Genomic DNA, 21503 nt, shown 5'->3' with positions numbered 1-21503 from the left:
GACCACTTTCTAGAAACACGATTGGCGGCCGTGGCGGCCGCCGTTGCCGACAAGGCCAGGGTAAAGATGCTTTGCACCCTGATGGACGGCCGTGCCTATACCGCCACCGAATTGAGTCTGGCCGCCGAGGTGGCCCCCTCCACCGCCAGCAGTCACCTGGCGCGGCTGCTGGAACAGCGGTTGATCGACTGCCTTCCTCAGGGCCGCCATCGCTATTTTCGTCTCGCCGGCCCCCAGGTGGCCGAGGCGCTGGAAACCATGATGGGACTGGCCGGCGCCGACCGGGCCGTGATTCGCAGCCGAACCCCGCCAGCACTGCGCTTTGCCCGCACCTGTTACGATCACATGGCCGGAGAACTGGCCGTCACCCTCCACGACAGGCTGTTCGAGCTGGGTTGGTTCGATGAGGGTCGCTACCGCCTGAGCGAAGCAGGCCAATGTCAGCTGGAGCGGCTCGGTATCGACCACCATGCCCGCACCACACGCCGCCGCTTCGCCTGCGCCTGCCTGGACTGGAGCGAGCGCCGAGTCCACCTCGGAGGACAGCTCGGCGCCACCCTGCTGCTCACCTTCGAGCGCAAGGACTGGCTCCGCCGCCGGCTCGACAGCCGTGAGCTGGCACTCACCGACAAGGGGCATCAGGCCCTGGGCAAGCACTTCAACCTGGAGTTTCGGTAGCGCCCGCGTTCTGGTCGCGGCAGAGCTTCCTTGCCCGTCGCAGCAGTGAATATCTCTCGTGCCGATGGCGGTGCTACGCTCTCGCTTCCCGTCGAACCAGCCCGCTGGCACCGATCACCCCCAGGGTCACCAGCAACAGGCCCAGACCGGTCATCGGCGCTATTTGCTCGCCCAGCCAGCACCAGGCCAGCAGGGTGGCGCACACCGGGGTCAGGGAGCCAACGGCGGCGCTGATCTCGGCGCCCAGCCGGCTGATGGCGTAACCGAACAGGAAGCTCGCGCCCAGGCCCACTACCAGCCCCTGCACCAGCAACTGAGTCAGCCATTCCTGCACCGGCACCAGGCCCAGGGTAAGCGGAGTCTGGCTCAGCAGCAGCCAGGCCACCACCAGGGCGCCATTGGGCACCGTCACTATCGCCGCCACCTCCAGCGGCCGAAGCCCGCTCTGGCGCACGCAGAGGGTGAACAGGGCCCACAGCAGGCTGCACAGCAAAAACAGCCCCTGGCCCAGGCCCAGGCCCAGCTTACCTCCTGCGCCCATGCCCTGCCCCAGCAGGCAGAGCACCCCCGCCAGTACGGTGGCCAGGCCGAGCCGGCGCCAGGGCGGCACCCGCTGGCCGAACACCCAGGCCGCCAGCAAGGACACGAACAGGGGCGCGGTGCCGGGGATCAGGGTGCTGCCCTGCACCACCGGCGCCAGCCCCATGCCGAGCACACTGAGCAGGAAAAACGGCAGGCCGGCGCCCAGCACCATGCCCAGCAGCCACAGCGGGCTCACCGCCCGGATCCGCGCCCGTCGGACTACCAGCAACGGCAGCAGCACCAGGCCGGGCACGGCGTAGCGGAACAGGGTGATGTCCAGCGACCCCAGGGGCGACAGGGCGCCCAGCCGCAGCGACAGAAAATAGACCGACCAAATCAGCACGGTGCCGGCGGCGGCCAGGTAGCCGAGCCCGCGCTGGGTGGCGTTGGTGTTGAGGGGGACCACTTGGGTCAGGGTGGCGTGGGACATGAAACAGACTCCGCTGAGTAAGAGCCTAGATTGTGCGCCTGTCGGCCTGGCTGATGTTGGCAAAGTGAAGCACAATAACCACTACTGTTGGCTCATTGAGCCAACAAAGCCCATATAAACAGCAACAAGAGCCAAGTCATGACCGCCGCCAAACTGGACCGCATCGATCGCCAGCTGCTGGACGCCTTGCAGCAGGACGCCCGCCTCACCACCGCCGAGCTGTCGGAGCGGGTCAGCCTGTCGCCCTCCCCCTGCGCCCGGCGGGTGCGCCGCTTCGAGCAGGAAGGGCTGATCGAGGGCTACCGGGCCTGCCTGAACAAGGGCAAGCTGGGCCTGGGGATCACCATCTTCGTGCAGGTCAGGCTCAGCCAGCACCGGGATGCGCTGGTGGATCAGTTCGAGCAGGCGGTGCAGGGCATGCCCGAGGTGATCAACTGCCACACCGTGTCCGGCGCCTTCGACTACCTGCTGCAGGTGGTCAGCGCCGATCTCCAGGGCTTCGAGCAATGGGTACGCCGGCTGCAGAAACTGCCGATGATCCAAACCGTAGACAGCAGCTTCGCCATTCGCACCGTCAAGGAGAACGGCCCCCTGCCACTGTAGCGGACCCTGCACTACCCTGAACAAGGCAACCGGCGGGAAAGACCCCATGTGGCTTATCGATCAACTGACCCTGAAATCCAATCAATAACACTACCTGTCGTGGGAGTAGCCATGAACAAACAGAAAAACAAGGAAGAGCTCAAGCCCCTGCAGAAGCAGCTGGCGCTGATCCACCAGGCCATGGGCCGCCAGGGGCAAAGCGCGGTGATCGTGCTGGAAGGACCCGACGCCGCCGGCAAGGGCGGCATCATCCGCCGGCTGGCCTGGTGCCTGGATCCGCGCTGGCTCAGCGTCTGGCCCATCACCGCCCCCGACGTACGGGAGCAGGAGCAGCACTGGCTACAGCGGTTCTGGCAGCGGCTGCCGTCCCAGGGGCGCTGGGCGGTGTTCGACCGTTCCTGGTACGGCCGGGTGCTGGTGGAGCGGGTGGAAGGCTTCGCCGCGCCGGACGCCTGGAAAAGAGCGTACCGGGAGATCAACGAGTTCGAGCGCACCATCACCGCCGAGCATATGCGGCTGGTGAAGATCTGGCTGGACATCAGCGCCGAGACCCAGCTCGACCGCTTCCAGGCCCGCTACCAGGATCCGGCCAAGCAATGGAAACTGACATCCGAAGACCTGCGCAACAGGGCAAAATGGCAGGATTACCGGCAAGCCCGGGGCGAGATGCTGGAACGCACCCACAGCGACGTGGCGCCCTGGCACCGTATCGATGCCAACAGCAAGCACCAGGCACGGATGAGCTGCTTCAAGCTGCTGATCGAGGAACTGGGCCAGGGCCTGGATCTCTCTCCGCCATCGCTCACCGCCGACATCCGCGCGTACTTTAAATAACCGTAACCCGGACTGGTGATTTTTACGCCAGTCGGGGCTGACGCTGCCGGCGGGACCTGTTACACTCGCCGCCCTTTTGCGTCCGGCCCGCCCTGCTTGCCCGCCGCCCACCCAGCACCCGCTGCCAACCCAAGGCGGCACTGGAGAACCCAATGAAAATCATGATCCGGGGCCTGTCCCGCCTCACCACCGAGCAGAAAGTGCTGTCCCTGTTGGCCCCCTACGGCCTGGTGCATTACTTCCATCTGGTGATGGACCCCAATACCAAAAACTCCAAAGGTTTCGGCTTCGCCTTTATGCCCAACCCTTCCCAGGCCAAAGCCGCCATCAAGAGTCTAAACGGCACCGAGGTGGACGGCCAGAAAATCCGGGTGAAGAAAGCCGACACCAAGGCGGAGGAAAGCGGCCATGACCAATAACGATATCCTGCGCCGTGTCCGCTATGCCCTGAACCTGCCCGATGCCGGGGCCATCGCCCTGTTCCGGCTGGCGAATACCGACGTCACCGAGTCACAACTGCTGGCCTGGCTGGCCAAGGAAGACGAGACCCATTACCAGAGCTGCGGTGACCAACAGCTGCTGGCCTTTCTCGACGGCCTGATCCTGCAGCGCCGTGGCCCGAGGGAAGGTGGCCCCGTTACCCGGCCCGCCGTCGCCGAGCCGATCAACAACCTGGTCTTCAAGAAGCTGCGGGTGGCGCTGGAACTGAAGGAAGAAGACATCCTCGCCATGCTGGCCCAGGCCGGTTTCAATGTCGGCAAGTCGGAACTGACTTCCCTGTTCCGTAAACCCGGCCACAAACACTATCAACAATGCGGCGATCAGTTCTTGCGCAATTTCCTGCAGGGTCTGGCACTACATCAGCGGCACTGATGCCAATCGGCGCCTGTTGCCGCTGATTGGTTAAACCAGCTCGGCCAGCATGTCCTGGTGGTATTCCACCAGGGGCTCGGCCTGCTTCACCCGGCTTACATAGTCCGGGTTGGCGATAAAGGGCCGGCCGATGGCCGCCAGCTCGAAGCGGCCCTGGACCAGGCTCTCACTCGCGGTTTCCGGGGTCAGGCCGCCCACGCCGATCAGGGTACCCCGGTACTGGCGACGCAGGTATTCGCTGGCGCGGCCGCCGAGAAAGTCGAAGCTCAGGCTGTCGTCGAAGACGCCCAGGTGCAGGTAGGCCAGCTCCCGCCGTTCCAGCTCACCCAGCAGGTAGTCGAACACCGCCCGGTCCCGGGCATCCGCCTGCATATGGATATAGGCGCCCGGGGTCAGACGAATGGCGGTTCTGTCGGCCCCCACCCGTTCCACCACCGCATCCACCACCTGCAGGGCGAACCGGCTCATGTTTGCCGGGGTCTGGCCGTAGTCGTCGGTCCTGTAGTTGGTGTCATGGTGCAGGAACTGATCGATCAGGTAGCCGTTGGCGCCGTGGATCTCCACCCCGTCGAAACCGGCGGCGATGGCGTTCTCCGCCGCCCGGGCATAGTCGGCCACCAGCTGCGCTATCTCCTGCTCGGTCAGTTCCCGGGGCATCTCGTAGCTCAGCTCCCGCATCCGCGGCAGGGTGCCTTCGAAGGCGATGGCGCTGGGCGCCACCGGCTGCTCACCGGTGAAATAGGAGTGCGCCAGCCGGCCCACATGCCACAGCTGCAGGAAAATTTTGCCACCGTTGCGGTGCACGGCATCGGTCACCTGTTTCCAGCCGTCGATCTGTGCCTGGCTGTAGATACCCGGGGTGTGCGGGTAGCCCTGGCCATCGGGACGGATGATGGTGGCCTCGCTGACGATCAGGCCGGCGTCGGCCCGGCGGCCGTAGTAATCGGCCATGGCCTGGGTCGGCACCAGGCCGGGGCCGGCCATGCTGCGGGTGAGCGGCGCCATCACGATGCGGTTGGCCAGGGTCAGGCGGTCGTTCAGGCGATAGGGTTCGAACAGGGGATGGTAGGCGGACATAGGGGCTTCCTCTTACTTGAATGTACATTCAAGATAGGGTCGTCCCTCAATATTTTCAAGTGTTATTTGAACAATCATTCAAGATACTTTGGCGTAACCGGCATGCGGGGTTACACTAGGGCGGAACGGGGGAAATTAAAGATGCGTACAGCAAGTTTCGATCGGGACCAGGTATTGAGGTCCGCCATGCAGGCCTTTCGCCACAAGGGCTTTGCCGCCACCACCATGCAGGATCTGGTGGCCGCCACCGGGCTGCACCCGGGCAGCATCTACTGCGCCTTCGGCAACAAGAAGGGGCTGCTGCTGGCGGCGGTGGATCACTACGTGGCCGACCGCCAGGCGGCGCTGGCCGCCTGCTTCGAGGGGGTCACCCCCTTTACCGGACTGCGCCGCTACCTGGACCAGGTGGTGGCGGAAATACAGAGCTGCGACTCCATGGCCTGCCTGCTGACCAAGACCCTGCAGGAGCTGAGCGAACAGGACGAGGAAGTCTCCGCCCGCCTGGGGACGCTGCTGAACGATCTGGAGCGGCGCCTGTCCGAGGTGCTGGCGGCGGCGCAACAGGCCGGCGAGGTACGCACTGACGCCACCCCGGAACAGCTGGCCCGGCTGCTGCTGGTAGGCATCTACGGCCTGCGCACCTATGCCCATGTGCACCCCGCCCCGGACTGCCTGCAGGAAACCGCCGACCGGCTGCTGGCGGCGCTGCAGGCACTCTAACCGTCGACCAGTGCCTGGCGGATCTGCTGCCAGCACAGCTCCGCCTGTTCGGAACGGGCCGGCGCCAGCCGGCACAACTCGATATCCAGCCGCACCGGCACCGGCAACGGCAGTTCGACCAGCCGCCCCCGGGCCAGCTCTTCCCCGACCAGCCCGGCCGGCAGGAAACTGGCGCCGTCCCCCTGCAGGGCCAACGCCTTCAGCCCCTCGCCCAGGGCGTTTTCGCACACCGGGCGGCAGGGCTGCTCGCTCAGCGCCGGCAGGCACTCCCGCTGAATAAGCGCCCCCAGAAAGGAATCCCGGGGATAGAGCAACAACCGCAGCGGCGACGCCGGAGACAAGGGGTGCAGCGGCGCACCGTCGGCATCCACCGCCGATACCAGCACCAACCGGTCCCGGCCCACCACCAGACGTTCCACCTCGGGGCGATGCAGCGCCGGATTGGTCTGGCCGCAGGCAAAGCACAGCAGAAAGTCGACCGAGCCGGCCATGAACTGCTCGATGGCGTCGTGATAATGGCCGGTATTGAGGCGGATAAGGCTGTCTCCCAGCAAGGGCCGCAGCCGGTGGATCCAGCCGGGAAAAAAGGTCACCGCCAGCGAGGGCTGGGCCATAAAGCTCAGGCTGTGGTGCTCATGCAAGGTCTGGCGCAGCTGGCCGCGCAGCCCGTAGATCTGGGCCAGCCACTGCCGGGCCTGCTCGAGAAAGATTTCCCCCGCCTCGGTCAACACCAGGGGATAACGATCCCGGTGCACCAGCGGCACCCCCAGCCAGTTTTCCAGGGAACGGATGCGCCGGCTGAAGGCCGGCTGGGTCACGAAGCGGGCCTCCGCCGCCTTGGAAAAATTGCCCTGTTCGGCCAGGGCGACGAAGTCGTGCAGCCACTTGCTTTCCATGCTCCCTCCGCTTCCGCCACCGATCGGGCATTGTATGCAGAAAAGTAACCGCCCTGCTAGAAAAAGGCATTAGATCCCGCCGGCCCGGCTTCCTACCATGAAGGGAACAGGGGCGCCCTGCCGCGCGCCCACCCACAAGGACGACAGTGATGGCCGTGGATACTCCAAATCAGGTAATGGATATGATGCATCGAATCGAAGAGGTGAGAAAACGCTACTTTCCCGGTATTTGCGTGGCGGTCACCATCGGCATCGCCGCCAGCTTCCTGTCCCAGCAATATGGCGCCCCCGCCATGCTGATGGCGCTGCTGCTGGGGCTGGCGTTCAACTTTCTGAGTCAGGAGCAGCACTGCCTGGCGGGGCTGGAGTTCTCCGCCAAGACCCTACTGCGCCTGGGGGTGGCCATGCTGGGGCTGCGGATCACCTTCGGCGACGTGCTCACCCTCGGCTGGTCGCCGCTGCTGATGGTGTGCTCGGCGGTGCTGCTGACCATCGGCTTCGGCATACTGATGGCGCGGCTGCTGGGCTTTTCTTCCGCCTTCGGCACCCTCACCGGCGGCTCGGTGGCCATCTGCGGCGCCTCGGCGGCCATGGCCATCAGCAGCGTGCTGAAGCAGGATGAGCAGGCCAAGCGCGACACCCTGTTCACGGTGATCAGCGTCACCACCCTCAGCACCCTGGCGATGATCTTCTACCCCATGATCAGCACCAGCCTGGGGCTCAGCCCCCAGGAGTCCGGGCTCTTTATCGGCGCCACCATTCACGACGTGGCCCAGGTGGTGGGCGCCGGCTACAGTATGTCGAGCGAAGTGGGCGATCTCAGCACCTTCGTCAAGCTGCTGCGGGTGGCCATGCTGGTGCCGATCGTCATGGCCATCGGCATCGTCCTCCGCCGCGCGGCCCGCCACCGCGGCGACGCGGAGGGCGGCAAGGGCGTGGCCATTCCCGGCTTCCTGCTCGGCTTCGTGGCGCTGTTCGTGCTCAACAGCCTGGGCTGGATCCCCACCGCCATCAGCCAGCCCCTGGCCGGCAGCTCCTCCTGGCTGCTGCTCACCGCCATCGCCGCCCTCGGCGTGCGCACCCAACTCAAGGACATCCTCTCGGTGGGCTGGAAACCGGTGCTGCTGGTGGTGCTGGAAACCCTCTTTATCGCCGCCCTGGTCATCGGCTATATCCTGCTCGGCTGAACCCATAAAAACGGCGACCACTGGGTCGCCGCCGTTTGTTAACCGGTCGTTTGTCCGTTCCACTCAGAACGTGGTAGAGCCCACCGACAGGGTGCAGCCTTCCGCCGTGCTTTTTTCCGCCAGGTTGATGATATTGAGCCCGTCCAGGGCGTCCTGAATGGTCACCGGAATGGGGCCCTCACCGCGAATGGCCTTGGCGGTGGCTTCATAGAAGTAACGGTAGCCGCCGATCGACGACTCGATCACCTCCGGCTCGGCATCGGAATAGAAGATGCCGTAGTCCGACTCGGCTTCCTTGGCCAGGTAGGGCGAGTCCGGCACTATGCCGTCGTGCAGCCGCTCTTCCTGGGGATCGAACCCTTTCTTGATATAGCAGCCGCGCTCACCCTGCAGCTTGAAGCGCAGGGTCGGTCCCGGATGGTAGGAGCTGGAATGCAGCAGTATTTCCTTGTCGCTGTAATGCAGCTGCACATGGAAATAGTCGGTTACCTGGGAGCCTGGCCGCATCGCCAGGCAACGACCGGTTACCGCCAGCGGCTTGCCGAACAGCACCAGTACCTGATCCACCAGGTGCGCGCCCAGATCGAACCAGGTACCCACCCCTTCCCCGGGCAACTCGCGCCAGCGCTGACGAGGCGTCGGTCGGAACCGGTCGAAGTGGGATTCGAAAGCATGGATGGTGCCTAGCTTGTCTTCGGCCAGCAGTTTGCGCAGGGTCAGGAAGTCGCTGTCCCAGCGGCGGTTATGAAAGGGAATAAGGCACAGGTTCTTGGAAGCGGCCAGTTTCATCAGCTCCACGCCCTGGTGCACCTGGGTCACCATGGGTTTTTCCATCACCACGTGCAGCCCCAGGTTGAGCGCCTTTCGCCCCAGCTCGTAGTGCACCTCGTTGGGGGCGGTGATCACCACCAGCCGGGCACCGGACTCCTCCAGCATCTGATCCACGTCGGTATAGACCGTAACATAGGGCCAGTCCTTGGCCACCGCCTCCGGCTTGGAAGTGCTGATGGCCACCAGCTCGAACTCGGGCAGGCTGTTGATAAAGGGCAGGTGAAAAATGCTGGCGGACTGGCCGTAGCCAATCACGGCGGTTTTAATCATGGGACAACCTCATCAAAAGTAATGCTTGATATCCATATATCGGGCACGGACGTGCTCGATCAACAACTTGATTTTGCGGGGCGGCTGGCGGCTGTAGGGATAAACGGCATAAATGCCCAGCACCTTGGCCACCCAATTCGGCAGCAGTTCAACCAACTTCCCGGCTTGCAGGTCGGGATAGACCAGGCAGCGCGGCACATAAGCCAGGCCAAAGCCGGCGATGGCCGCCTTGCGCAGGGCGGCGGCGTTGTCGGTAGAGAAGTTGCCGCCCACCCGCAAGGGATAGATCTCGCCGTGGCGGCTGAACAGCCAGTCGCGGGCACCGCTTTCCTGATAGCTATAGATAAGGCAGTTATGTTGGAGTAAGTCTTCCGGCGCCTGGGGCTTGCCGTGACGGCTAATATAAGCGGGAGCGGCACAGATGGTCCAGCGCGAGTCCAGGATATGGCGGGCAATCAGGTTGGAGTCGTCCAGGTGACCGGTGCGGATCACCAGGTCATAGCCCTCTCCAATCAGGTCCACGAAGCGGTTCTCCAGCGACATGTCCACCGAAATAGCCGGATGCAGCTCACAAAATTCGGCCACCGCCTCCGCCAGCAACAGCTCCCCGGAAATGGTCGGCACCGACATGCGGATATGCCCCTGCAGCGCCTGGCTGTAGCCGGTAACGGCATCGAACGCCTCCTGGGCAGACTGGGCCACCAATCGTGCCCGCTGATACAGCACCTGCCCCGCCTCGCTCAGGGTCAGGCGCCGCGTGGTGCGGTGGATCAGGGTGCTGCCCAGCTCTTCTTCCAGCCGGGCGATGCGCTTGCTGACCACGGAGTTGGCCAGGCCATTGGCCTCCGCCGCCTTGCTGAAGGAGCCCAGCTCGATCACCTGGGCAAACAGGATGAGATCATCGGTTCTCGGCATCATTTATCCAGTTTTGGAAACAATGAGTTTCACTAAATCTATATATCCACAAAAAACATGGAATTAAAGTTACACCCGGTTAACACCGAGTTTGCAACTCGTACCCTACAGTAAAAAGCGTGTCTGTGATGACCCTAAACAAACCATGGAAGTGACCAACTATGCTGAATGATACCCTACTGGCACTGCTGGCGTTCTCGCCCATAGTGCTCGCCGCCATCCTGCTGGTGGGCCTGCAATGGCCGGCCAAGCGCGCCATGCCCCTGGCCTTTGTGCTCACCGCCCTCATCGCCCTCTGGGCCTGGGATATGAGCGCCACCCGGGTGATCGCCTCCAGCCTGCAGGGTTTTGTGATTTCCATTTCGCTGCTGTGGATCATTTTCGGCGCCATACTGCTGCTTAATACCTTAAAGCATACCGGCGCCATTACCACCATCCGCAACGGCTTTACCGCCATTTCTCCCGATCGTCGCATCCAGGCCATTATCGTCGCCTGGTGCTTCGGCTGCTTTATCGAGGGCGCCTCCGGTTTTGGTACCCCCGCCGCCGTGGCCGCCCCGCTGATGGTGGCGTTGGGTTTTCCCGCTCTGGCCGCGGTGCTGATGGGCATGATGATCCAGAGCACCCCGGTCTCCTTCGGTGCCGTCGGCACCCCCATCATCGTCGGCGTGACCACCGGCCTGGATAACGGCGCCATCGGCAGTACCCTGGCCGAGCACGGCTCCGGCTGGGACGCCTACCTGCAGACCGTCACCAGCAACGTGGCGGTGATCCACGCCATGGTCGGCATCCTGATGCCGCTGTTCATGTGCATGATGCTGACCCGCTTCTTCGGCAAGAACAAAAGCTGGAAGGAAAGCCTGGACATACTGCCCTTCGCCATCTTCGCCGGCCTGGCCTTTACCGTGCCCTACGCCCTCACCGGCGTGCTGCTTGGCCCCGAATTCCCCTCCCTGGTCGGCGGCCTGGTCGGCCTGGGCCTGGTGGTGACCGCCGCGCGCAAGGGCTTCCTGGTACCCAAGAGCACCTTCGACTTCCCGGAAGAACAACACTGGCCGGCGGAATGGCTGGGATCGCTCACCATCAATACCGACGACCTGAAGAAAAAACCGATCAGCCTGGGCCTGGCCTGGTTCCCCTACCTGTTGCTGCCGGTGCTGCTGGTGCTGAGCCGCACCAGTGACAGCTTCAAGGGCCTGCTCACCGGCTGGAACATCGCCTTCAGCAACATCCTGGGCGAAGCGGGCATCAGCGCCGGCATCCAGCCCCTGTACCTGCCCGGTGGCATACTGGTGTTCGTGTCCCTGGTGGCGGTGCTGACCCAGACCCGCTCGCTGCGCTCCTTCGGCCCGGCCATCGCCGAGTCGTCCAGGACCCTGATCGGCGCCGGCTTCGTGCTGATGTTCACCGTGCCCATGGTGCGTATCTTCATCAACTCAGGCGTCAACGGCGCCGACATCGCCAGCATGCCGGTGATGACCGCCAACGTGGCCGCCAACCTGGTGGGCGACTTCTTCCCCGCCATCAGTGGCGTCATTGGGGCCCTGGGCGCCTTTATCGCCGGCTCCAACACCGTGTCCAACATGATGTTCTCCCAGTTCCAGTTCGAGGTGGCCCAGACCCTGGGGGTGTCCACCGCCCTGATAGTGGCACTGCAGGCCATCGGCGCCGCCGCCGGCAACATGGTGGCCATCCACAACGTGGTGGCGGCCTCGGCCACCGTCGGCCTGCTGGGCCGGGAAGGCACCACGTTGCGCAAGACCGCCCTGCCCACCCTCTACTACCTGGTGGCCATCGGCATCATCGGCATGATCGCCATCTATGGCCTGGGCATCTCGGATCCCTTGTTGAAATTGTCTTGATGCATTGCCGCCGCCGGCCAGGCCGGCGGCGTTGTCGTAAATATTGAAGGAATTGCCTTATGTCGTCCGCTATCCGTATCTACCCGGCCAAACCAGAAAAGGTGTACGTTTACGCCACCTGCCTGATGGACCTCTTCTCGCCCCAGAGCGGGCTGGATGCCATCCGCCTGCTGGAGTTGGCCGGGGTCGAAGTCATCTACGTACCCAAGCAAAGCTGCTGCGGCCAGCCCGCCTACTCCTCCGGCTACGAAGATGACGCCAGGACCACGGCCCTGAGCCAGATGGCACTGTTTCCCGGACCCTGGCCGGTGGTGGTGCTGTCCGGCTCCTGCGGCGGCATGATGCACCACCATTACCGCCGACTGTTCGCCGGCAGCGAACACGAACAGCCAGTGAGCCAATTTTGTGATCGGGTATTCGAACTGACCGAATTCCTGGTCCAGGTCTGCCGCGTCCGGCTCAGCGACCGGGGCCCGGCCACTTCCGTGGTGCTGCACACCTCCTGTGCCGCCCGCCGGGAAATGAAGGTGCACGTCACCGCCCGCCAGCTGCTCGGCCAGTTGGACCAGGTGGAACTGCGCGAGCAGGCCTACGAGAGCGAATGCTGCGGCTTCGGCGGCACCTTCTCGGTGCGCCATCCGGCCATCAGCGAAGCCATGGTGCAGGACAAGACCCAACACCTGAACGACACCGGCGCTTCGCAGCTCATCAGCGCCGACTGGGGCTGCCTGCTCAATATCAACGGCGCCTTCGAATACCAGAAGAAAGAGATGAAGGGCATTCACCTGGCCAGCTTCCTGCTCAGCCGGCTGGAGGGACCTCATGCACAATAAGCCCCAGCTGTTCCACCCCCAGGCCGAAGCGGCCCTGGCCAACCCCGAGCTGCGTGCCAACTTTCGCGGCGCCATGGACTACCTGCGCGACAAGCGCAAGGCCGCCTTCACCGATGCCGACGAGGAAAAGGCCATCCGCGACCGGGCCGAGGCCATCCGCCAGCGCTGCCTGAGCAAGCTGCCCAGCCTGCTGGAGCAGCTGGAGGCCAACTGCATCGCCAACGGCATAAGGGTGCACTGGGCCGAAAACGCCGAGCAGGCCAACGCCATCTTCGCCGACATCATCCGCTCCCACGGCGGCACCCTGGCGGTGAAGGGCAAATCCATGGTAAGCGAGGAAATCGAACTCAACCACCAGATGGAAAAAGAGGGCATCCGCTGCCTGGAAAGCGACATGGGCGAATACATCGTCCAGCTCGGCAACGAGACCCCGTCGCACATCATCATGCCCGCCATCCACAAGAACAAGCGGCAGGTGGCGGACCTGTTCGCCGAGCACGTGCCCGGCTTTAAACATACCCTGGACGTGGATACCCTGATCCAGACCGGTCGCACCGTGCTGCGCGAGAAATTCCGCGAAGCCCACATCGGTGTCTCCGGCGTCAACTTCGCGGTAGCCGAAACCGGCACCCTCTGCCTGGTGGAAAACGAAGGCAACGGCCGCATGTGCACCACAGTGCCCGAGGTACATATCGCCATCACCGGCATCGAGAAGGTGGTAGAGTACCTGGCCGACGTACCGCCGCTGTTCAGCGCCCTCACCCGCTCCGCCACCGGCCAGGCCATCACCACCTACTTCAACATGATAAGCGGCCCGCGCAAGGACGATGAACTGGACGGCCCCAAAGAGGTGCACCTGGTGCTGCTCGACAACGGCCGCAGCCAGGCCTTCGTGGACGAGGAAATGCGCAAGACCCTGCAGTGCATCCGCTGCGGCGCTTGCATGAACCACTGCCCGGTGTACACCCGCATCGGCGGCCACGCCTACGGTACCGTCTATCCGGGCCCCATCGGCAAGATCATCTCGCCCCACCTGATGGGGCTGGAAGCCACCCAGCACCTGCCCACCGCCTCCAGCCTGTGCGGCGCCTGCGGCGAGGTATGCCCGGTGCGCATTCCCATTCCCGAGCTGCTGCAGCGGCTGCGCCGCGAGGCCAAACAGGAGCCGCGCCCCGGGGTGCCGCCCCTGCGCGGCCAGAACGCCGCCAAGAGCAACACCGAAGCCGTTATCTGGCACAGCTTCGGCCTGGTCACCAGCCGCCCGGCCCTGTACCGTATGCTGACCTGGTGCGCAACGAGGCTGCGCGGCCTGATGCCGAAAAAACTGGGCCCCTGGACCCGCTGCCGCACCGCCCCCCAACCCGCCGCCAGGACCCTGCGCGAACTCATGGCCGAGAGGAACAAATAATGTCGAACGCCCGTCACGCCATTCTCGACCGGCTGCGCCAGGCCAAGGCCCAACCGCTGCCGGTCGACAACCCGGATTACCCCATCTGGAACCAGAGCGGCCAGGCAGAAATGCTGGCCCGCCTGACCGGGCTGCTGGAGCAGAACCACGCCGAGGTGCACCGCCTGCCCCGGGCCGAGCTGGTCGCCACCCTGAAAACCCATGTCGAGCAGGCCGGCCTCAAGCGCATCGCCACCGGTACCGGCGGCGACTTCGTCGAGGAAATCGGTCTGGCCCTGGCCGGAACCGCCGAGCAGGTATTGTTCGACCGCCCCCTGGAAGCCTGGAAGGACGAGCTGTTCAACCGGGTGGACGCGGGCATCACCGGCTGCCACGGCGCCATCGCCGCCACCGGCAGCCTGGTGCTGTGGCCGGGCCCGGCGGAACCGCGCACCCTGTCGCTGGTGCCGCCGTGCCATATCGCCATCCTCAAGGCCTCCACCCTGCATGCCAACCTGCCGGCCATGATGGCCGCCCAGGGCTGGCACAGCGGCATGCCCACCAACCTGCTGCTGGTGTCCGGCCCGTCCAAGACCGCCGATATCCAACAGACCCTGGCCTATGGCGCCCACGGGCCCAAAGAGCTGCTGGTGCTGATCCTGGAGGACGCATAATGACCGCGCTCATACCCCAACAAACCCTGGCCTATGGCGCCCACGGGCCCAAAGAGCTGCTGGTGCTGATCCTGGAGGACGCCTGATGGAGCCGCGTTACCAACAACTGACCGAAGCGCTGGCCGATTTTCTGCCCGCCGGGCGCATCATCCAGGACCCTTCCCTGTGCCTGGCCTACGGCACCGACGCCAGCTTCTACCGGCTGGTCCCCAAGATGGTGCTGCGCCTGGCAAGCCAGGACGAAGTGGCGCGGGTACTTCAGCTGTGCCGGCAACACCGCATCCACTGCACCTTCCGCGCCGCCGGCACCAGTCTGTCGGGCCAGGCGGTGTCCGATTCGGTGCTGATCACCCTCACCGATGACTGGCGCCGGCACCGCATCCTGGACGACGGCCGGCAAATCGCCCTGCAGCCCGGGGTGATCGGCGCCGACGCCAACCGCTACCTGGCCCCCTTCGGGCGTAAGATAGGGCCGGATCCGGCCTCCATCAACAGCTGCAAGATCGGCGGCATCGCCGCCAACAACGCCTCCGGCATGTGCTGCGGCACCGCCCAGAATTCCTACCAGACCCTGCACGGCCTGGCGCTGGTGCTGGCGGACGGTACCCGGCTCGACACCCGGGACCCGCAGAGTCGGGCCCGCTTCGCCGAGCAAAAAACCGAGCTGCTGGCCGGCCTCCAACGGCTGAGCGAAGAGGTGAAGGCCAACCGGGAACTGAGCGAACGCATCCGCCACAAGTACCGGCTGAAGAACACCACCGGCTACAGCCTGAACGCCCTGGTCGACTTTGCGGATCCCTTCGACATCCTGGCCCATCTGATGATCGGCTCCGAGGGTACCCTGGGCTTTATGGCCGAGGTCAGTTATAACACCGTGCCGGATCACCCCTTCAAGGCCTCCTGCCTGCTGGTGTACCCGGAGATCGAGACCACCTGCCGGGCGGTGACCGCCCTGGCCGGCACCGAAGTGGCGGCGGTGGAGCTGATGGACGGCCGGGCGCTGAAATCCATCGCCGACAAGCCGGGCATGCCCGCCTTTGTGCGCGAACTGGATCTGGAGGCCGCCGCCCTGCTGGTGGAAGTACACGGCGCCGACGAGGCCGAGTTGCTGGCCAAGTGCGAACAGGCGATGGCGGCGGTGGCCGACTTCGAACGCCGCAACGAGGTACCCTTTACCCAGGACAAGACCACCTGCGCCACCCTCTGGGCCATGCGCAAGGGCATGTTCCCGGCGGTGGGCGCGGTGCGCGAAACCGGCACCACGGTGATCATCGAGGACGTGGCGTTTCCCGTGGAACAACTGGCGCCGGCGGTGCGCAAGCTCACCGACCTGTTCGACCGCTTCGGCTACTCGGAGGCCATCATCTTCGGCCATGCCCTGGCCGGCAACCTGCACTTCGTGTTCACCCAGGGCTTCGACTCCCAGGCCGAGTTGGACCGCTACGGCGGCTTTATGGACGCCGTGGCCCAACTGGTGGCGGTGGAATACCAGGGTTCGCTCAAGGCCGAGCACGGCACCGGCCGCAATATGGCGCCCTATGTGGAGCTGGAATGGGGCCAGGACGGCTATGCCCTGATGCAGAAGATCAAGGCACTGTTCGATCCGGACGGCATCCTCAATCCCGGGGTCATCCTCAACGACGATCGCCAGGCCCATCTCAAGGACCTCAAGCCCCTGCCCGCCGCCGACGACATCGTCGACAAGTGCATCGAGTGCGGTTTCTGCGAGGTGGTGTGCCCGTCCCGGGATCTCAGCCTGACCCCGCGCCAGCGCATCGTGCTGTTCCGCGAACTGCAGCGCCGGGCCGCCCAGGGTGAAACCGGCGAAGACGGCCTCGAGCAGGTATTCCGGTACCAGGGGGTGGACACCTGCGCCGCCACCGGTCTGTGCGCCCAGCGCTGCCCGGTGGGCATCAACACCGGCGATCTGGTGCGCCAGCTGCGCACCGCGCGCTACCGCAAATTCGAGCCCATCGCCCGCTGGAGCGCGGACCATTTTTCCGCCACCACCGCCCTGGTGGGCATGGGCCTGAACTCGGCCGCCCTCGGCCGCCGGCTGCTGGGCGAACGGACCTTGGGCAAGCTCAACCGGGGGCTGCGCCAGGCCAGCAAGAACAGGGTACCGCTATGGCTGCCGGAAACCCCGGCCGCCAACCGGCATAGCCCCAGCGCCAGCAGCCCGCACCAGGGCCGGCCCAAAGTGGTCTACTTCCCCTCCTGCGCCAGCCGCACCCTGGGCCAGTCGCCGGGCGCCAAAGACGGCCGCTCGCTCACCGAGGTCACCCAGGCGGTGCTGGAGCGGGCCGGCTTCGACGTGGTGCTGCCCGCCGAGCTGACCAGCCTGTGCTGCGGCCAGCCCTGGCAGAGCAAGGGCATGATGGCGCTGGCCGACGGCAAGGCCGCCGAGCTGGAGGCCAGGCTGTGGCAGGCCTCGGAACAGGGCCGCTGGCCGGTGTTGATGGATACCAGCCCCTGCGCCAAGCGCAGCCGGGAGCAGGCCGGGCTGCCGCTGGCCATCTTCGAGCCGGTGCAGTTTATCCTGGAGCAGGCGCTGGAACGGCTCGAATTGAAGCCGGTGCAGGAGACGGTATTGCTGCACATCACCTGCAGCAGCCGGCACCTGGGGCTGGCCGACAAGATGCTGGAACTGGCCAGTCGCTGCGCCGCCCGGGTGGTGGTGCCGGAGCACATCGACTGCTGCGGCTTCGCCGGCGACAAGGGCTTCACCACCCCCGAGCTCAACGCCTCGGCCCTGAAGCCGCTACGCGCCCAGGTGCCCCCCGGCTGCAGCCGGGGGGTGAGCAACAGCCGCACCTGCGAGCTGGGCCTCAGCCACCACAGCGGCGTCAACTACGAGTCCATCCTCTATCTGGTGGACGAGGCCAGCCGGTAGGCGCGAAAACCACAGGGCCCCGTCCGGGTGGACGGGGCCCTGGCTTAAAGGGTGGGGTCTATCTCCCTATGACCCTATCCAGCTGGCTAGGGATCGATCACTATGGTGCAGGTATAGGTGTCCTGGGTCTTGTAGTTAAGGGCATTCGAAGTCACCGACGCCTTACCGGGCTTGTCTTCCAGCACCTTGTTGCTGATGCCCACATCCACGGCCGGGCCAGCGCTGGTACAGTTTACCGTCGCCATGGTGGCACCATGACCATCGGTCGGCAAAGAGTCGAACGTGATGGTGAACTTGGCCAGGGGAGTATTTTCAAAAGCAACGGTATCTTCGTTCCCACTGCCACAGCTGGCACTTTGGCTAATGGTGACGTTTTTAGCCGCTTCCCCCGCGTAGCCCGCTTCCAGATTGGTTTCAACCACGCTGTATTCTTCCCCTATTTCCAGATCACCCAGGCAAGCCACCCCATATACATCAGTGGTCACTTTTCCTGCACTGACGCCGTTTTTCTTGATTTCAAATTCAACACCGGGGTGAGCAACAGTGGTGCTGGGGCTACCCTCATAGTGCTTGGTGGTTTTGGTTATCTTGATGGCACCAGGATTACGGGGGTTTATAAAGGTAAACTCTCTGGGAGTTGTATCTTCATCCTCGGCCTCCAGTGTAAAACACTGGGGATCGGCACCGCTATGATTCGCCGGCGGATCCTGCTCGACCAGGCAATAATCCCCCGCCACTACATTGCTGATCAGGCATTCCCCATTGCTATCTGTTGTACAGGATTTTCCTGTATCGGTATCGTTTCCATCAAACTCTCCTTTCGGTGCGAGGTCGTTATACAGCTTAAAGACAACGTCTTTCAGCTTGGTGCCATCATCATCGGTTTTAATAATTTTAATACCGGCACAGTTGGACAGCTCTATGCTCATGGGCGCGATAAAGTCCTTCAGCGCCGCGGTAAAGGAATCCGATGAACGGCTCTTCAGATAGGCGGAACCAAAGGATTTACATACGGTGGGATCGAATATCACCCTGAGATCGATGGAAGCCTCCCCAAAGGTAAAGGGGTCCATCTTGCCCAGCCCATCGCTCTCACCATCTGGAATGGTAGAGGTATTGACCGAGCCGGAAGCCATGCCATCAGTATCCAGCTGCCGCTTGTCACCCCAGCAGGGAAAACTGTTCGAAGCGATACAGGACTTGCCCTCGCTGCCGTCCAGCCAGGTATAGAGGAACAGGTTGGGTATGGTGCCGCCCTTGGCCAGCTTGTATTCGATCAGGAAGTCACCCGCGGTACGCACCGGCGTCACCCCGTTGCTGGACAGGGTGGTGCTCTGGTTAAATTCGAAATCCATATTGGTGGTGCCCTTGGGATCCTGCACCCGGTGCCAGTACAGGTGCAGGAAGCCCGGCAGGTTGCCGTTTTCCCGATACAAGCCGAAGGTTTTCAGATCGCTTTTATTGGGTGGAATGGAGCCGGAGACCACCGTCGGCACCGCCGTATCTTCCTTGGTACCCTCGCCGAAGGAATCATCCCCTTTGCCGGAGGGCTTATCTTCCTTGCGTTCTTCATCGACATTGTCCCAGTCTAAATTACCTACAACGTTTACCTTCAAATTAGCATCGGTGTCGATTTCAAAGCTGCTTCCTTCCAGACTCTGCTGGTAATGGACTGCCCAGCTTTGCGGCGCGGCAAACCCCACTACCGTGCCAACCAGCAAAGCGGTGATGGTTCTTGCTGTATTTGGAGCTTTCATTTGACGGCCCTCCTTAGATTCGGCCTGAAATGTTCGGTACTTCCGGTTTATTGGTTTGCTTTTCCTTTTGTGCTTTTTATGACCATGACTCTCCCTGTGTCAGTAGGATGGGGCGGCCATATAGAGGGTACTCAGGGTCTCGTAGGCCCGGGCGAGTTCCCGCCGGGCCACGGGATTGTCGGTTACCTCATACAACGCCGCTATCAGTTCGAGCCGGGGGGCCAATTGCTCCTGTCCCAGGCTCGATTGCCGGTAATGCACGCCATACAGCGTCTGCCCCCCGCCGGGGGTAAAAGCCGTCATCTGGGTAGTGGACTGTACCGGGTCCGGCTGGTCCCGAGGCCGTTCCAGCTGGATGCGATAGGTGCCCGCCAGCAGGCGGGCGAACTCGGGCCAGTCGCGGTCGAGGATCTGGTCGCTGCCCACATGGGCCAACAGGGCCCACTGGGCCTCGGAGTGTTCCGCCTGCTGGGCCAGCAGCTGCAGTGCCAACTGGGCCCTCACATTCCTGAGCGGCCCGATCAGGCTCTGGTTGACCAGGTTCGGCAGGCCTACTCCCCCAGGCAGGTTGGCCAGGGTCACGGCCGCATAGTTGCCCCACCAGCGCGGATTGACCTGCTCCAGTTCCACCAGTGCCCGCTCGTCACCATGGCGAACCAACGCCAGGAACAGGGGCCCGACATCCTGGCCATCCAGCCCCTGTTCGTCGGCCAGGGAAAAGGCCAGCCGCACCTGCTGCAGAATCTCGTCCTGGTAATGCCCCGGGGCCAGCTCCTCGAGGTAGCGTCCCAAGGCGGCGATCTCCCCCGGCACCAGGCTCTGCTCCAGGGCCAGACGCAGGATCACCTCGGCCTGGGTGTCACCTATCCGATACAAGGCGTCGAACAGCGCCATACGCAGGCTGTCGAAGCCCATCTCCCGGGCCACACCCAAGGCATGGAAGTCGATATCCTGGCCGCTTTGCAGCTGGTCGCGAATGGCCGGCAGGGCACCGGTACCCTGTAGCCCCAGCCAGTCCAGCTGTTGTCGCATTTCGCCCAGGTCACCGGACTGCAAGCCGGCATCGTCCAGGGCCAGCCGCGAAAACATCTCCGGCCAGGGGGCCGGTGAAGGCCACGGCCTGACGCCGCTACGTGCAGCAAGGGCATCGGATTTCGAGGGGGTATGGTGCATCTGAGCGCCGGGAGAAGTCTGGGCCACCGGCGACGGTGCCGGCCAAACCGCATCCAGCAGCAACCCCAGGGCCAGCACCAGCGCCAACCCTTCCAGCAAATAACCCGACCTTTCGGAACGATTAGAGGAAGCAGCCATCTGCTGCCGCGGCCGTACATGCATATCCCTGAGATACATGGATGTTTCCTTCTCTTAACCCTGTACTTCGCTTAAATCCGTCTTTGTTGTATGCCTCCCTGCCCGTATGGGGGTGGGGGCACTTTCTTAGGCGAAAATACAGCAACCATCAGGCCAAATTTCTTAATGCAATGATTTAAAAGGAAATAAAAATAAAATAGGGTAAAACAGAAGATGAAGCAGACTGAATACTGTATCGGGAGGAATACAATTTATTCGTGCGAGTCCCCACCTCATACGGGTATCTTTTTGATTAATATGGAAGTCTTGCCTGGTATCAAAAGTGCTTCATTTCCGATACAGGTCGCCGGCGCTATACCACATCGACCCTTTTATCCCTGGCTCCCTTGATACCCCACCCCGGGGAGCCGGATATTTTTCCTCGGCCCACCACCACCGCTGACGTAGACTCCTCTTTACCCGATCCCGAGCTGAACAGGCCCCGACTGCTCATCCGTTACGAGGAACTGCTCGAGCAGCACCGTCCCCAGCCCGAAGCCATGCCGCTGACGGAGTCCGAGCTCGAGCACATCAGAAGCGACGTATACCGGGAACTGGAGCTGGACGACGATGAAGTCGATCTCTTCACGCACAGCCCGGCCGGCTTTCTGCAGCAGATGATGGAAAAGATGCAGGAGGACGATGAGGACTGGCCGGAAGTGGACGATCTTTCCAGCCCCGGCGAAACCGACGGCCAGGCCGCGGGCGAGGCCCTGATCCACCGCCTTTACAAGCAGCTGACGAAAAGGCTGCACCCGGCGAGCTGGGCTTCAAGACTAATATGCAATATTCTCCTGTCGGGCTTCGTTTTTTTAATCGATCTCCGGGCAACATGAGCAATTTTGTACAAG

Annotated in this window: 20 protein-coding genes; 13 read left to right on the top strand and 7 right to left on the bottom strand. The window is 63.5% G+C overall.

Going from position 1 to position 21503, the window contains the following annotated elements; translation table 11 throughout:
• The first annotated feature begins 30 nt into the window (after positions 1–30).
• Positions 31–678, top strand: a complete 648-nt coding sequence (locus ACEVBK_RS19835) for an ArsR/SmtB family transcription factor (RefSeq protein WP_375058614.1) — start codon at positions 31–33, stop codon at positions 676–678.
• Positions 679–751: 73 nt separating this feature from the next.
• Here the strand turns inward: ACEVBK_RS19835 and ACEVBK_RS19830 are convergent, their stop codons facing one another.
• Positions 752–1690 carry a DMT family transporter gene (locus ACEVBK_RS19830; RefSeq protein WP_375056589.1) on the bottom strand — a complete coding sequence of 313 codons (939 nt, stop codon included), beginning with the start codon at positions 1688–1690 and terminating at the stop codon, positions 752–754.
• Positions 1691–1828: 138 nt separating this feature from the next.
• Here ACEVBK_RS19830 and ACEVBK_RS19825 point away from each other — a divergent pair, with 138 nt between their 5' ends.
• The 4 genes from ACEVBK_RS19825 (at position 1829) to ACEVBK_RS19810 (ending at position 4000) form a co-directional block, all read left to right on the top strand.
• Positions 1829–2293: an Lrp/AsnC family transcriptional regulator gene (locus ACEVBK_RS19825; protein WP_375056588.1), complete on the top strand. Its 465-nt coding sequence runs from the start codon at positions 1829–1831 to the stop codon at positions 2291–2293.
• 111 nt (positions 2294–2404) lie between these two features.
• A complete protein-coding gene (locus ACEVBK_RS19820; RefSeq protein WP_375056587.1) occupies positions 2405–3127 on the top strand; it encodes a polyphosphate kinase 2 family protein in 723 nt (240 codons plus the stop codon).
• 152 nt (positions 3128–3279) lie between these two features.
• On the top strand, positions 3280–3546 hold the full coding sequence (locus ACEVBK_RS19815) for an RNA recognition motif domain-containing protein (RefSeq protein ID WP_375056586.1): 267 nt from the start codon (positions 3280–3282) through the stop codon (positions 3544–3546).
• Positions 3536–4000, top strand: coding sequence for a DUF1456 family protein (locus ACEVBK_RS19810; protein WP_375056585.1), 465 nt, complete (start codon positions 3536–3538; stop codon positions 3998–4000). Before ACEVBK_RS19815 ends, ACEVBK_RS19810 begins: the two co-directional genes overlap by 11 nt.
• Before the next feature lie 30 nt (positions 4001–4030).
• On the opposite strand, the gene ACEVBK_RS19805 is transcribed toward ACEVBK_RS19810, so the two are convergent.
• Positions 4031–5077 (bottom strand): alkene reductase, encoded by a 1047-nt coding sequence (locus ACEVBK_RS19805; RefSeq protein ID WP_375056584.1) that lies wholly within the window; start codon positions 5075–5077, stop codon positions 4031–4033.
• Positions 5078–5218: 141 nt separating this feature from the next.
• On the opposite strand from ACEVBK_RS19805, the gene ACEVBK_RS19800 reads away from it, so the two are divergent.
• A complete protein-coding gene (locus ACEVBK_RS19800) occupies positions 5219–5797 on the top strand; it encodes a TetR/AcrR family transcriptional regulator (RefSeq protein ID WP_375056583.1) in 579 nt (192 codons plus the stop codon).
• On the opposite strand, the gene ACEVBK_RS19795 is transcribed toward ACEVBK_RS19800, so the two are convergent.
• Positions 5794–6693 (bottom strand): LysR family transcriptional regulator, encoded by a 900-nt coding sequence (locus ACEVBK_RS19795; protein ID WP_375056582.1) that lies wholly within the window; start codon positions 6691–6693, stop codon positions 5794–5796. The genes ACEVBK_RS19800 and ACEVBK_RS19795 overlap by 4 nt on opposite strands.
• Positions 6694–6875: 182 nt before the next feature.
• Between ACEVBK_RS19795 and ACEVBK_RS19790 the strand changes: the two genes are divergently transcribed.
• A complete protein-coding gene (locus ACEVBK_RS19790; RefSeq protein WP_375056581.1) occupies positions 6876–7880 on the top strand; it encodes a YeiH family protein in 1005 nt (334 codons plus the stop codon).
• A gap of 63 nt (positions 7881–7943) precedes the next feature.
• Here the strand turns inward: ACEVBK_RS19790 and ACEVBK_RS19785 are convergent, their stop codons facing one another.
• Together ACEVBK_RS19785 and ACEVBK_RS19780 are read right to left on the bottom strand one after the other, a co-directional pair.
• Positions 7944–8981 carry a Gfo/Idh/MocA family oxidoreductase gene (locus ACEVBK_RS19785; protein ID WP_375056580.1) on the bottom strand — a complete coding sequence of 346 codons (1038 nt, stop codon included), beginning with the start codon at positions 8979–8981 and terminating at the stop codon, positions 7944–7946.
• Between the two features lie 12 nt (positions 8982–8993).
• Positions 8994–9899, bottom strand: coding sequence for a LysR substrate-binding domain-containing protein (locus ACEVBK_RS19780; protein ID WP_375056579.1), 906 nt, complete (start codon positions 9897–9899; stop codon positions 8994–8996).
• A 161-nt stretch (positions 9900–10060) separates the two neighbouring features.
• Between ACEVBK_RS19780 and ACEVBK_RS19775 the strand changes: the two genes are divergently transcribed.
• The 5 genes from ACEVBK_RS19775 (at position 10061) to ACEVBK_RS19755 (ending at position 17545) form a co-directional block, all read left to right on the top strand.
• Complete coding sequence (locus ACEVBK_RS19775; protein ID WP_375058613.1) at positions 10061–11758, top strand: L-lactate permease; 1698 nt, start codon at positions 10061–10063, stop codon at positions 11756–11758.
• Positions 11759–11817: 59 nt separating this feature from the next.
• Complete coding sequence (locus tag ACEVBK_RS19770; protein WP_375056578.1) at positions 11818–12591, top strand: (Fe-S)-binding protein; 774 nt, start codon at positions 11818–11820, stop codon at positions 12589–12591.
• Positions 12581–13999 (top strand): LutB/LldF family L-lactate oxidation iron-sulfur protein, encoded by a 1419-nt coding sequence (locus tag ACEVBK_RS19765; protein ID WP_375056577.1) that lies wholly within the window; start codon positions 12581–12583, stop codon positions 13997–13999. Before ACEVBK_RS19770 ends, ACEVBK_RS19765 begins: the two co-directional genes overlap by 11 nt.
• Positions 13999–14652, top strand: coding sequence for a lactate utilization protein C (locus ACEVBK_RS19760; protein ID WP_375056576.1), 654 nt, complete (start codon positions 13999–14001; stop codon positions 14650–14652). The genes ACEVBK_RS19765 and ACEVBK_RS19760 overlap by 1 nt, the downstream gene beginning before the upstream one ends.
• An 85-nt stretch (positions 14653–14737) precedes the next feature.
• Positions 14738–17545: an FAD-binding and (Fe-S)-binding domain-containing protein gene (locus ACEVBK_RS19755; RefSeq protein ID WP_375056575.1), complete on the top strand. Its 2808-nt coding sequence runs from the start codon at positions 14738–14740 to the stop codon at positions 17543–17545.
• 86 nt (positions 17546–17631) lie between these two features.
• Here the strand turns inward: ACEVBK_RS19755 and ACEVBK_RS19750 are convergent, their stop codons facing one another.
• Both ACEVBK_RS19750 and ACEVBK_RS19745 read right to left on the bottom strand, forming a co-directional pair.
• Entirely contained in the window at positions 17632–19302 is a 1671-nt protein-coding gene (locus tag ACEVBK_RS19750; protein ID WP_375056574.1) for a collagen binding domain-containing protein, read from the bottom strand.
• A 99-nt stretch (positions 19303–19401) separates the two neighbouring features.
• Positions 19402–20652 carry a hypothetical protein gene (locus ACEVBK_RS19745; RefSeq protein ID WP_375056573.1) on the bottom strand — a complete coding sequence of 417 codons (1251 nt, stop codon included), beginning with the start codon at positions 20650–20652 and terminating at the stop codon, positions 19402–19404.
• A gap of 347 nt (positions 20653–20999) precedes the next feature.
• On the opposite strand from ACEVBK_RS19745, the gene ACEVBK_RS19740 reads away from it, so the two are divergent.
• Entirely contained in the window at positions 21000–21488 is a 489-nt protein-coding gene (locus ACEVBK_RS19740) for a hypothetical protein (protein WP_375056572.1), read from the top strand.
• Positions 21489–21503 lie beyond the last annotated feature (15 nt).

Origin of the sequence: Zobellella sp. DQSA1 (assembly GCF_041950555.1) — a bacterium.
Taxonomy (GTDB): Bacteria; Pseudomonadota; Gammaproteobacteria; order Enterobacterales; family Aeromonadaceae; genus Oceanimonas.
Note: the sequence above shows the minus strand (reverse complement) of the source record. Positions and strands in the feature narration are given on the sequence as shown.

What these genes read in the sequence shown, in the direction of transcription:
- ACEVBK_RS19755 (WP_375056575.1), top strand. Translation starts at nt 14,738, where the DNA reads ATGGAGCCGCGTTACCAACAACTGACCGAAGCGCTGGCCGATTTTCTG.
- ACEVBK_RS19825 (WP_375056588.1), top strand. Translation starts at nt 1,829, where the DNA reads ATGACCGCCGCCAAACTGGACCGCATCGATCGCCAGCTGCTGGACGCC.
- ACEVBK_RS19765 (WP_375056577.1), top strand. Translation starts at nt 12,581, where the DNA reads ATGCACAATAAGCCCCAGCTGTTCCACCCCCAGGCCGAAGCGGCCCTG.
- ACEVBK_RS19760 (WP_375056576.1), top strand. Translation starts at nt 13,999, where the DNA reads ATGTCGAACGCCCGTCACGCCATTCTCGACCGGCTGCGCCAGGCCAAG.
- ACEVBK_RS19830 (WP_375056589.1), bottom strand. Translation starts at nt 1,690, where the DNA reads ATGTCCCACGCCACCCTGACCCAAGTGGTCCCCCTCAACACCAACGCC.
- ACEVBK_RS19795 (WP_375056582.1), bottom strand. Translation starts at nt 6,693, where the DNA reads ATGGAAAGCAAGTGGCTGCACGACTTCGTCGCCCTGGCCGAACAGGGC.
- ACEVBK_RS19815 (WP_375056586.1), top strand. Translation starts at nt 3,280, where the DNA reads ATGAAAATCATGATCCGGGGCCTGTCCCGCCTCACCACCGAGCAGAAA.
- ACEVBK_RS19770 (WP_375056578.1), top strand. Translation starts at nt 11,818, where the DNA reads ATGTCGTCCGCTATCCGTATCTACCCGGCCAAACCAGAAAAGGTGTAC.
- ACEVBK_RS19810 (WP_375056585.1), top strand. Translation starts at nt 3,536, where the DNA reads ATGACCAATAACGATATCCTGCGCCGTGTCCGCTATGCCCTGAACCTG.
- ACEVBK_RS19800 (WP_375056583.1), top strand. Translation starts at nt 5,219, where the DNA reads ATGCGTACAGCAAGTTTCGATCGGGACCAGGTATTGAGGTCCGCCATG.
- ACEVBK_RS19820 (WP_375056587.1), top strand. Translation starts at nt 2,405, where the DNA reads ATGAACAAACAGAAAAACAAGGAAGAGCTCAAGCCCCTGCAGAAGCAG.
- ACEVBK_RS19780 (WP_375056579.1), bottom strand. Translation starts at nt 9,899, where the DNA reads ATGATGCCGAGAACCGATGATCTCATCCTGTTTGCCCAGGTGATCGAG.
- ACEVBK_RS19750 (WP_375056574.1), bottom strand. Translation starts at nt 19,302, where the DNA reads ATGAAAGCTCCAAATACAGCAAGAACCATCACCGCTTTGCTGGTTGGC.
- ACEVBK_RS19745 (WP_375056573.1), bottom strand. Translation starts at nt 20,652, where the DNA reads ATGTATCTCAGGGATATGCATGTACGGCCGCGGCAGCAGATGGCTGCT.
- ACEVBK_RS19785 (WP_375056580.1), bottom strand. Translation starts at nt 8,981, where the DNA reads ATGATTAAAACCGCCGTGATTGGCTACGGCCAGTCCGCCAGCATTTTT.
- ACEVBK_RS19805 (WP_375056584.1), bottom strand. Translation starts at nt 5,077, where the DNA reads ATGTCCGCCTACCATCCCCTGTTCGAACCCTATCGCCTGAACGACCGC.
- ACEVBK_RS19790 (WP_375056581.1), top strand. Translation starts at nt 6,876, where the DNA reads ATGATGCATCGAATCGAAGAGGTGAGAAAACGCTACTTTCCCGGTATT.